General features: G+C 66.0%; 2 protein-coding genes. Both read left to right on the top strand.

The window, feature by feature from the left end; translation table 11 throughout:
- Positions 1–2: 2 nt before the first annotated feature.
- Complete coding sequence (locus IVB47_RS34185) at positions 3–2,807, top strand: hybrid sensor histidine kinase/response regulator (RefSeq protein ID WP_247468232.1); 2,805 nt, start codon at positions 3–5, stop codon at positions 2,805–2,807.
- A gap of 24 nt (positions 2,808–2,831) precedes the next feature.
- Positions 2,832–3,278: chemotaxis protein CheW (locus tag IVB47_RS34180; RefSeq protein ID WP_247468230.1), on the top strand; the 447-nt coding region annotated here is incomplete at its 3' end.

The following is a 3,278-nucleotide window of genomic DNA, read 5'->3' as shown; positions in this document are numbered from 1 at the left end:
TCATGGATGATCTGTTGCGGGAGTTTTTGACGGAAACCAGCGAGAGCCTGGACACCGTGGACAATCAGCTGGTGAAGTTCGAGCAGGAGCCGAACAACGCCAAGATCCTGGATAACATCTTCCGGCTGGTCCACACCATCAAGGGCACGTGCGGCTTCCTCGGATTGCCGCGACTGGAAGCGCTGGCGCATGCCGGCGAGACGCTGATGGGCAAATTCCGTGACGGCATGCCGGTGACCGGGCAGGCGGTGACGGTGATCCTGTCCTCGATCGACCGCATCAAGGAAATTCTGGCCGGGCTGGAGGCGACCGAGGCCGAGCCCGAGGGCACCGACCGCGACCTCATCGACAAGCTGGAAGCGATGGTCGAGCAGGGCATGGCGGCCATGGTCGCTGGAAGCGCTGCTCCCGTTGCCGAAGCGCCGCCGCTGGTGCCGGACGCACCAGTTGCAGTGGAAGCCGCGCCCGCCAGCCAGGATGTGCTGGCCGACCTGAGCCTGGAGCGTCCGCTGCGTCCGGGCGAAGTCTCGCTCGACGAGCTCGAGCGCGCCTTCCGCGAGACCGCGATCGAAGTCCCGGCCCCCGTTGCCAAAGCCGAAGTCAAGGCCGAGCCCCAGCCTGCCGCTGAAGCGGCAGTGGCTGTTGCCAAGGACGCTGCCAAGGAAGCCAAGGAAGTTAAGGCGCCCAAGGACAAGGCCGCGCCGAAGAAGTCGATCGCCGACGAGGGCGCCGGCGAGGGAGCCAGCATCGCCAACCAGTCGATCCGCGTCAACGTGGATACGCTGGAGCATCTGATGACCATGGTCTCCGAGCTGGTGCTGACCCGCAACCAGCTGTTGGAGATCTCCCGCCGCAACGAGGACACCGAGTTCAAGGTGCCGTTGCAGCGGCTGTCCAACGTCACCGCCGAGCTGCAGGAAGGCGTCATGAAGACGCGCATGCAGCCGATCGGCAATGCCTGGCAGAAGCTGCCCCGCATCGTTCGCGACCTCTCGAGCGAACTCGGCAAGCAGATCGAGCTGGAGATGCACGGCGCCGACACCGAGCTCGATCGCCAGGTGCTCGACCTGATCAAGGACCCGCTCACCCACATGGTGCGCAACTCCGCCGACCATGGCCTGGAGACCCCCGCCGAGCGTCTCGCCGGCGGCAAGGGCGAGCAGGGCACCATCCGCCTGTCCGCCTATCACGAGGGCGGCCACATCATCATCTGCATCGCCGACAACGGCCGCGGCCTGAACACCGACAGGATCAAGGCCAAGGCGATCTCCTCAGGTCTGGTCACCGAGGCCGAGCTCGAGAAGATGAGCGAAGCCCAGATCCACAAGTTCATCTTCGCGCCGGGCTTCTCGACCGCGGCCGCCATCACCTCGGTGTCGGGGCGCGGCGTCGGCATGGACGTGGTGCGCACCAATATCGACCAGATCGGCGGCACCATCGACATCAAGTCGGTCGCCGGTGAAGGCTCCTCCGTCACCATCAAGATCCCGCTGACGCTGGCCATCGTCTCCGCGCTGATCGTGGAAGCCGCCGGCGACCGCTTTGCGATCCCGCAGCTCTCCGTGGTCGAGCTGGTGCGGGCCCGCGCCAACTCGGAGCACCGCATCGAGCGCATCAAGGACACCGCGGTGCTCAGGCTGCGCAACAAGCTGCTGCCGCTGATCCATCTCAAGAAGCTGCTTAAGATCGACGACGGCGCCGTCTCCGATCCCGAGAACGGCTTCATCGTGGTGACGCAGGTCGGCAGCCAGACCTTCGGCATCGTCGTCGACGGCGTGTTCCACACCGAAGAAATCGTGGTCAAGCCGATGTCGACGAAACTGCGTCACATCGACATGTTCTCGGGCAATACCATCCTGGGCGACGGCGCGGTCATCATGATCATCGACCCCAACGGCATTGCCAAGGCGCTCGGCGCCGCCGGCTCCTCGGCCCATGACATGAACAACGAGAACGGGACGCACAGCATTGGAAGCGGCGAGCAGACCACCTCGCTGCTGGTGTTCCGCGCCGGCTCATCCCAGCCCAAGGCGGTCCCGCTCGGGCTCGTCACGCGCCTGGAAGAGCTCCCGGCCGACAAGATCGAGTTCTCGAACGGTCGCTACATGGTGCAGTACCGCGAGCAGCTGATGCCGCTCGTTGCCATGGAGAGCGTCACCATCGCGAGCCAGGGCGCCCAGCCGATCCTGGTGTTCTCCGATGACGGCCGCTCCATGGGCCTCGTCGTCGACGAGATCATCGACATCGTCGAGGAGCGGCTCAACATCGAGGTCGGCGGATCCTCCTCCGGCATTCTCGGCTCGGCCGTGATCAAGGGCCAGGCCACCGAAGTGATCGACGTCGGCCACTTCCTGCCGATGGCGTTCTCCGACTGGTTCACCCGCAAGGAGATGAAGCCGTCGCTGCACTCGCAATCGGTGCTGCTGGTCGACGACTCGGCGTTCTTCCGCAACATGCTGGCCCCGGTGCTCAAGGCGGCCGGCTACCGCGTCCGCACCGCGCCGACCGCGCAGGAGGGCCTGGCCGCGTTGCGCGCGCAGACCTTCGACGTGGTCCTGACCGACATCGAGATGCCCGACATGAACGGGTTCGAGTTTGCCGAGACCATCCGCTCCGACAGCAATCTGGGCGCGATGCCGATCATCGGGCTCTCCGCGCTGGTGTCGCCGGCGGCGATCGAGCGCGGCCGTCAGGCCGGCTTCCACGACTATGTCGCCAAGTTCGACCGTCCCGGTCTGATCGCGGCGCTGAAGGAACAGACCGCGGGCGCCGCCGGTGCCTCCGAGCTGAGCCGCGCAGCAGCGTAACCAGCGGGATCAGGAGATACGCACATGACCAAGAAGACCCAGTCCGGCGAAGGCGCCATGGTCGAATACGTCACCGCGATGATCGGCGGCCAGCTGTTCGGCCTGCCGATCTCCCGCGTCCAGGACGTGTTCATGCCCGAGCGCGTCACCCGCGTGCCGCTGTCCTCGCGCGAGATCGCGGGCGTGCTGAACCTGCGCGGCCGCATCGTCACCGTGGTCGACATGCGCGCCCGGCTCGGCCTGCCCAAGCCCGAGGACGGCAAGATCCCGATGGCGGTCGGCGTCGACCTGCGCGGTGAATCCTATGGCCTCCTGATCGACCAGATCGGCGAAGTGCTGCGGCTCGCCGAGGACGGCATGGAAGAAAACCCCGTCAATCTCGACCCCCGCATGGCCAAGCTCGCCGGCGGTGTCCACCGTCTCGACGGCCAGCTCATGGTCGTCCTCGACGTCGATCGCGTCCTCGAGCTC

It is taken from the genome of Bradyrhizobium sp. 62 (genome assembly GCF_023073035.1).
GTDB lineage: Bacteria > Pseudomonadota > Alphaproteobacteria > Rhizobiales > Xanthobacteraceae > Bradyrhizobium.
Note: the sequence above shows the minus strand (reverse complement) of the source record. Positions and strands in the feature narration are given on the sequence as shown.

Bases quoted from the DNA above. Each gene is read 5' to 3' on its own strand.
- IVB47_RS34185 (WP_247468232.1), top strand. From the start codon at position 3: ATGGATGATCTGTTGCGGGAGTTTTTGACGGAAACCAGCGAGAGCCTG.